The sequence below is a fragment of the Deinococcus pimensis DSM 21231 genome (assembly GCF_000519345.1).
Lineage (GTDB): Bacteria > Deinococcota > Deinococci > Deinococcales > Deinococcaceae > Deinococcus_A > Deinococcus_A pimensis.
The window spans coordinates 99,658-106,370 of the sequence record NZ_KI912647.1; the positions used below are offsets into that span (position 1 = coordinate 99,658).

Sequence of the window (6,713 nt, forward strand, 5' to 3'; positions counted from 1 at the left end):
CGAACTCCTCGGGGCGGGACCGCGCGTCGCGGGCAACGACGCGAGCGAGCGTGCCCGGACGTACATGGAGGCGCAGCTCAGGGCGAGCGGGTACGTGACGCGCCGCGACACCTTCGAGTACACCCGCGACGCGGACCTCGGGTCGAGCGCGACGGTAGGCGGCCGCGAACTGCCCGGCAAGGCGCTGCGCGACGCCGTGAGCGGCACCGTCAGGGCGGCCGTGATCCGCGTGCCCGGCGTGGGCCGCGCGGAGGACTACCGCGGCCTGAGCGCGCGCGGGAAGGTCGTGGTGGTGCGCCGCGGCGAGATTCCCTTCCAGGAGAAGGTCCGCGCAGCGGAGGCGGCGGGCGCCGTCGCCGTGATCGTCGTGAACAACGCCGCCGGGGACGTGGCGGGCTCGCTCGGCACGCCGTCGAAGGTGCCCGCGCTGACCGTGCGGACCGACGCGGACGCCGCGCTGCGCGACGGCGCGAGCGTCACCGTGTCGGTCCGCAACGAGCGCCGCACCATCCAGGGCGTGAACGTCGTGGCGTTCAAGGCGGGCACCGTGAAGCCGACCGTGCTGTTCGGCGCGCACGTGGACTCCGTGCCGGGCGCGCCGGGCGCGAACGACAACGCGTCGGGCACGGCGGCGGTGCTGGAGATGGCGCGCCGCGCGGCGAACACCCCGCTGGGCGCTCGGAGCTTCTTCGTGCTCTTCGACGGCGAGGAGGACGGCCTGCGCGGCTCGCGCGCCTTCGTGGAGAAGTACGGTGACGTGGCGCGTGGCCTCAGGGCGATGCTGAACTTCGACATGGTCGGCGTGAACGTCATGCCGCTCTCGGTGGGCGGCGAGGACGAGCTGGAAGCGCTCGCCCTGCGCGCCGCGCCGTCCTTGAAGACCATGCCGAACGGCGGCGGCAGCGACCACGCGTCCTTCGCGGCGGTCGGGACGCCCGCACTGTTCTTCCACCGCGGCATCGACGCGAACTACCATCAGCCGGGCGACACGGTCGTGGACTTCGCGCTCGTGAACGAGGCGGTGGAGGCGGGCCTGAAGGTCGGGGAAGCGGTCGTCGCGAGCAGCGAGCGCTGAGCGTTCCCGGCCATGGGAGCGCTGAGCGTTCCCGGCCATGGTGAGCGCGGCCCGTTCGTGAGGAGCGGGCCGCGCTATCGTGGGCGGTTGTGACCGCCCCCCTCGCGCGCCTGAAGACCTTCTACGACCTCGTCAAGTTCGAGCACACCGTGTTCGCGCTGCCCTTCGCGTACGCGGGCATGCTGTTCGCGTCGCAGCAGCATCTCGGGACGGGCTGGCCGGGCGTGATGGTGTTCGTGTGGGTGACGCTCGCGATGGCGGGCGCGCGGACTGCCGCGATGGCCGCGAACCGTCTCATCGACGCGGGCATCGACGCGCTCAACCCGCGCACCGCGAACCGTGACATCCCGCAGGGCCGCGTGCGACCCGCCGGGGCGGTCGGGTTGATCGTCGTGAGCCTCGCCCTGCTGCTCGTCGCGGCGTGGCAGCTCAACCCGCTCGCCCTCAAGCTGCTGCCGATCGCCGTGGTGTTCCTGGTGCTGTACCCGTACACGAAGCGCTTCACGTGGCTGTGCCACCTGTGGCTGGGCGTCACGGACGGCGCGGCGGCGGCGGGCGGCTGGATCGCGGTGACGGGCGCGTGGGACTGGGGCGCGGTGATGCTGTGGCTGGTGGTGATCTTCTGGATGATCGGTCTCGACGTCATCTACGCCACGCAGGACGTGGACTTCGACCGGGCGCAGGGGCTCAGGAGCATCCCGGCGCGCTTCGGGGTGCGGCCCGCGCTGAGGCTGGCGGCGGCGTCGCACGCGCTGACGTTCGTGCTGCTCGTCGCGACGGGCGTGGTGGTGGGGGCGAGCTGGCCGTACTACGTGGCGTCGGTCGCGATGGGCGCGATCCTGCTCTACGAGCATCGGCTGGTCCGGCCCGACGACCTGACGCGCGTGAACGTCGCGTTCTTCGACGCGAACATGTGGCTCGCGCTGACGATGCTGGCGGGGGTCGTCCTGGACGTGGTGTGGCGGACGCTGACCTAGCCGGGCTGGTGCCGCCGGGGGCGCGCGAGGCCTTCGGGGACGGGGACGACCGCGCCGCGCTCTCGGTTCTGCGTCATGCCCGGGACGCGCGCGTTCCGGGTTCGGTGGAGTGGGCGCTGCTGGAGAGGCTCGTGGGCCTCGTGCTGATCCACATGCTGCGCGAGGTGGAGGGCACCTTCGCGCTGGAACGGGCGGACGCGGTGCTCGACGCTCGTGGCGTGGAGCGTCCGGATCTGGAGGCGCTGCGCTGAAGCGTTCCCCTGCCTCGGGCTTTCCCGTAGTCTGGGTGGCATGACCCTGGAGAGTTCGGTCGAGGAGTTCGCGTCGCGCTTCGCGGAGTTCGCGGCGTCGGGAACGGTGTATCCGCAGCCGGAGGGTAGTCCGCTGATCGAGTTCGTGACGGGCGGCCGGGTGCTGTACCTGTTCGACCGTTCGGGGCCGTACGCCGTGAAGCCGGGTCCCGCGCGTCTGGTGGTGCACGGCGTGGTGGAGGAGGCGGAGCGCCTCGGGGCGGACGAGGAGGCGCGGGAGCAGCTCTCCATGCTGGGGGTCTCGGCGGTGGAGGGTGTGGGCGAGGTTCTGGCCGTGTCACGCGGGCTGTGCGTGGTGCGGGCACGGACACCGCTCGTGCTGGGGCGGTTCGGCGGCTGGCCGGACGTGCGGGTGGGGCACTGGTTGAGGTTCCGGACCCTGCCGCCCCTGCATGGCTTCCATATATGAAGGAAACATGAATGAGCGTCCGGAAGCCATTCACTCACGTCATGGGGCGTGTCAGAAGGACTTCCGTGGGTTTTTGACGGCAACCCGTCGGCGGAACCTTTAGCGCGCTGTGTAGACAAACCACGCCTGTCTGGGTGAACATGAAGAGTATCTGAGCTTTTCGTGACCCTCGCTACTCGCCCCCAGAGGCAGGCACCGCTCGTGACTTTTTCCCCTACTCTCCGGCTCTCCGACGGCTTCACCTCCACGCGCAGGATCTGCGTGCTCTTCGTGGATCTGGTGGGCAGCACCCGTCTGTCGCTGGCCCTGCCCCTCAAGGTCTACAGCGACCTGATGGCCGACGTGCTCCAGATCATGATGCTCACCTGCGAGGCGCGCGGCGGTGAGGTCCTCCCCCATCAGGGCGACGCGGTGGTCTCGCTCTGGGACGCCCGGCTCGGTGCGTTCGCACTGGAGGCCGCCTCGGAGTTGCACGGACGCATCGGCACCATCACGAAGGCCGAGGAGCTCGGGCTCGACCTGCGGGTCCGCGTGGGCGTCGCCTGCGGTGAGGCCGTGATCGGCTCCGTGCGAGGCGACCTCACCGCCTTCGGACCGCCCATGAGCGTCGCCCGTCGGCTGTGCGACGGCGCCGCGACGTCCCAGACGCTCGTGTGCGGCGCCACCTGCGACGAGGTGCCCGAGGCGCACTTCGAGCCCCAGGGCGAACGGACCTTCCAGGATTTCCCCCTCCTGCGCGTCTCCAGCCTTCATGCTTCACCCAGCCTGACCCGCATGAAAAGCAGTTAAGTGAATGAGTGCGGATTCTCATGAGAGCGCTCCCTATGCTGGCCACATGGAACGCAAGCCGCTCGTGCTGGTCATAGAGGACGAGAAGGACATCGCGCGCTTCATCGAGCTCGAGCTGGCCGCCGAGGGTTATGCCACCGAAGTTGCGTTCGACGGTGTGACCGGCCTCTCCAAGTTCCGCGAAGTTTCGCCCGATCTCGTCATCCTCGACCTCATGCTCCCCGTCCTCGACGGGCTGGAGGTCGCCCGCCGCATCCGCAAGACCTCCAACACGCCGATCATCATCCTGACGGCGAAGGACAACATCCAGGACAAGGTGGAAGGCCTCGACTCCGGCGCCGACGACTACCTCGTCAAGCCCTTCTCCATCGAGGAACTCCTCGCCCGCGTCCGCGCCCACCTGCGCCGCGTCAACCCCGCCGTCACCGGCGAGGTCCGCGTCGCCGACCTCGTCATGAACCTCGACGGCCGCGAGATCTTCCGCGGAGGCCGCCGCGTCGAGCTCTCCGCCAAGGAGTTCGAGCTGCTCGAACTCCTCGCCCGCAACCCCGGCAAGGTCTTCTCCCGCTTCGAGATCGAGGAGAAGGTCTGGCCCGAATACACCGGCGGCAGCAACGTCGTCGACGTCTACATCGGCTACCTGCGCCGCAAGCTGGAGGAGGGCGGCGAGCGCCGCCTCATCCACACCGTCCGCGGCGTCGGCTACGTCCTGCGCGAGGAATAACCCATCCCGCCCCACGTGCATTTCTCAACGCGCGCTCCATGGCCGCTCACATGCACCCCATATACCCTGATACGTGATGACCCTCCGCTGGCGCCTCACGATCTTCTACACGACGCTGCTCACGGCGCTGCTCATGGTGATCGCCGTCGCCGTCGTCAGCGTGCTCAGCACCAGCCTGCGCCGCAACGTCGAGAACGAACTGCTCGCGGACCTCCAGCAGATCCGCACGTCCCCCGTCCTCGACAGCCTGGAGCTCGCCAGCCTCGGCAGCAACACCATCACCCTCGGCGTGGACCCCTACAACCTGTTCGGGTACATCGAGCTGTACTCCGGCATTCCGCCCGCCGACCTGCAGAAGTACGACCGCGCCTACCTCGGCGCCTACCCGCTCAAGCGCGACTACCCCACCAGCAACATCGTCGCGGACCCCCGCAATCCACCCGACGCCTCCCCCTTCAAGCTCAGCGACGAGGAATTCCGGCGGCTGCAGCGCACCAGCCAGGTCGTCATCGAACGCAAGCTCCTGCCGTCCGACGGCAAGGAGATCCCCACCATGGTCCTCGTGAGCGTCCTCCCGTACGACGCGGGCTCCTACGTCGACAACCGCGTCGTGCAGTCCAGCCTCGTGCTATACCTCGCGCGGGACCTCAGCGGCGTGTACGGCACCGTCCGCGACCTGCAGCTCATCATGCTGCTCGTGTCGCTCTTCGGCGTGATCGGCGCGGGCGTCGGCGCGTACTTCCTCGCGGGGCGCGCGCTGCTCCCGCTGCGGCTCGTGCGCAAGGCCGCCGAGTCCATCAGCGAGAAGACGCTGCGTCAGCGCGTCCCCGAACCCGCCACCGGCGACGAGGTGCAGGCCCTCGCGCACGCCCTCAACGGCATGCTCGACCGCATCGAGCGCTCCTTCGAGGCGCAGCGGCGCTTCACCTCCGACGCCAGCCACGAACTGCGCACCCCCGTCACCGCCATCGGCGGACACGCCGGGTACCTGCTACGCCGCACGCAGCCCAGCCCCCAGCAGGCCGAGAGCCTCAACATCATCAAGAACGAGGCCGACCGTCTCAGCGGCCTCATCGCCAGCCTGCTCGAACTCGCCCGCAGCGACAGCGGCGTCAACCAGCTCCGGCAGGCGCGCATGCTCGCGCGCCTCTTCCTGGAGGACATCGCGCGGGAACTGCGGCCCCTCGCGCAGGCGCAGGGCGCGACCGTCACCGTCGAGGGCGACGAGGTGGAGTTCGCGGGGGATCCCGACAAGCTGCGGCAGGTCGTCATCAACCTCGTCTCCAACGCGCTCAAGGCCGGATCGCACGCCGTCACGCTCGGCTCCACCCGTGAAGACGGCCACCTGCTGCTGCGCGTCCGGGACGACGGGCCCGGCATTCCCGAGGAGCACCTCGGGCGGCTCTTCGACCGCTTCTACCGCGTCGAGGAGTCCCGCTCGCGCGACGTGGGCGGCAGCGGGCTCGGCCTCGCCATCGCCAAGGCCATCGTGGACGCGCACGACGGACGCATCTGGGTCGAGAGCGAGGTCGGCGTGGGCACCACCGTCTTCGTGCGCCTCCCCGTCGGCACCCTCGCGCCCGAACCCGACGAGGAGGAAGCCGAGATCGCCTGAGGGCGCGACGAGGAAGGGCCCCGCACGTCCGGTGCGGGGCCCTTCCTCGTCGTACGCTCCGCCTGCGTACGGACCGGAGCGGTCCGGTGCTCGCGCCTCGTGCGTCGGCGCGTCTCTCCACTCAGTGGTTACTTCTTGAGCCTCTTCACGGCCTCTTCCGGACTGATCTGCCCGCGTTCGAGCAGGGCGAGGGTCTCGTCGCGCGGGTCGGGGCCCTCGGGTTCGTAGCCGATGGCGCGCAGCAGCGTGTCGAAGCGGGCGCGGACGGTCGGGTAGGACACGCCGAGGATGCGCTCCACCTCCTTGAGGTTGCCGCGCACCTTGATGTAGAGCCGCAGGAACTCCAGGCTCTCGGGCGCGAGGGTGGCGAACTCGTTGAGCTCGAACTCGCCCCGGACGGTGACGTCCGCGTGCGGGAAGCGCAGCTCGGTCACGAGCGGCGTCTCCTGGACGCCGGGGAAGGGCACGGGCAGGGACCTGGCCATAGGTGTCATGGTAGCGGCTCGCGCGTGGGCGCCCCCGGGTCCGGAGGCGCCCACGCGGCGGGCGTCACTCCACCGAGAGGCGGATCTCCGAGCCGTCCGCGCCTTCGAGGCTGAGCAGGTCCCCCACGGGAGGGTTGCTCGACAGCATGAGCTTCAGCGCCTCCGCCGAGATGCCCTCGCGCTCCAGCACGCCGAGGACGCGCGGCGGGAGGATCTTGTGCGCGTGCTCCGCGAGGCCGATGGGGAGGTTGGCGCGCAGTTCGCTGCCGTCGGCGTCCTCCACCTCGACGCGCAGCAGGGTCGCGGCGCGGCCCGGACGGCGCCCACC

The 6,713-nt window shown here is 70.1% G+C and carries 8 protein-coding genes and 1 pseudogene; 7 read left to right on the top strand and 2 right to left on the bottom strand.

Annotated features, from left to right (window positions below; translation table 11 throughout):
- From DEIPI_RS31010 to DEIPI_RS0113345, 7 genes are all read left to right on the top strand, one after another.
- A partial coding sequence (locus tag DEIPI_RS31010) for a M28 family peptidase (RefSeq protein ID WP_169737104.1) occupies window positions 1–1,075 on the top strand: 1,075 nt, incomplete at its 5' end.
- Between the two features lie 89 nt (window positions 1,076–1,164).
- Window positions 1,165–2,052, top strand: coding sequence for a menaquinone biosynthesis prenyltransferase MqnP (gene mqnP / locus DEIPI_RS0113320; protein WP_045234288.1), 888 nt, complete (start codon window positions 1,165–1,167; stop codon window positions 2,050–2,052).
- Window positions 2,034–2,303 (top strand): hypothetical protein, encoded by a 270-nt coding sequence (locus tag DEIPI_RS0113325; RefSeq protein WP_027482088.1) that lies wholly within the window; start codon window positions 2,034–2,036, stop codon window positions 2,301–2,303. Before mqnP ends, DEIPI_RS0113325 begins: the two co-directional genes overlap by 19 nt.
- 40 nt (window positions 2,304–2,343) lie before the next feature.
- Window positions 2,344–2,772 (top strand): hypothetical protein, encoded by a 429-nt coding sequence (locus DEIPI_RS0113330; RefSeq protein WP_027482089.1) that lies wholly within the window; start codon window positions 2,344–2,346, stop codon window positions 2,770–2,772.
- Window positions 2,773–2,973: 201 nt separating this feature from the next.
- Window positions 2,974–3,561 carry an adenylate/guanylate cyclase domain-containing protein gene (locus DEIPI_RS31015; protein WP_169737105.1) on the top strand — a complete coding sequence of 196 codons (588 nt, stop codon included), beginning with the start codon at window positions 2,974–2,976 and terminating at the stop codon, window positions 3,559–3,561.
- Between the two features lie 46 nt (window positions 3,562–3,607).
- The gene (locus tag DEIPI_RS0113340; RefSeq protein WP_015235450.1) at window positions 3,608–4,285 is read left to right on the top strand and encodes a response regulator transcription factor; all 678 of its coding nucleotides are present in this window, start codon (window positions 3,608–3,610) and stop codon (window positions 4,283–4,285) included.
- A gap of 76 nt (window positions 4,286–4,361) precedes the next feature.
- Window positions 4,362–5,900 (top strand): sensor histidine kinase, encoded by a 1,539-nt coding sequence (locus DEIPI_RS0113345; RefSeq protein WP_045234289.1) that lies wholly within the window; start codon window positions 4,362–4,364, stop codon window positions 5,898–5,900.
- A 128-nt stretch (window positions 5,901–6,028) separates the two neighbouring features.
- On the opposite strand, the gene DEIPI_RS0113350 is transcribed toward DEIPI_RS0113345, so the two are convergent.
- Both DEIPI_RS0113350 and DEIPI_RS31020 read right to left on the bottom strand, forming a co-directional pair.
- A complete protein-coding gene (locus DEIPI_RS0113350) occupies window positions 6,029–6,385 on the bottom strand; it encodes a DUF2089 domain-containing protein (protein ID WP_027482091.1) in 357 nt (118 codons plus the stop codon).
- 64 nt (window positions 6,386–6,449) lie between these two features.
- Window positions 6,450–6,713 (bottom strand): annotated as a pseudogene (locus DEIPI_RS31020) (hypothetical protein); the annotation flags it as partial.

Excerpts from the sequence above, each read along its gene's own strand:
- DEIPI_RS0113330 (WP_027482089.1), top strand. The coding sequence starts at position 2,344 with ATGACCCTGGAGAGTTCGGTCGAGGAGTTCGCGTCGCGCTTCGCGGAG.
- DEIPI_RS0113350 (WP_027482091.1), bottom strand. The coding sequence starts at position 6,385 with ATGGCCAGGTCCCTGCCCGTGCCCTTCCCCGGCGTCCAGGAGACGCCG.
- DEIPI_RS0113345 (WP_045234289.1), top strand. The coding sequence starts at position 4,362 with ATGACCCTCCGCTGGCGCCTCACGATCTTCTACACGACGCTGCTCACG.
- DEIPI_RS0113340 (WP_015235450.1), top strand. The coding sequence starts at position 3,608 with ATGGAACGCAAGCCGCTCGTGCTGGTCATAGAGGACGAGAAGGACATC.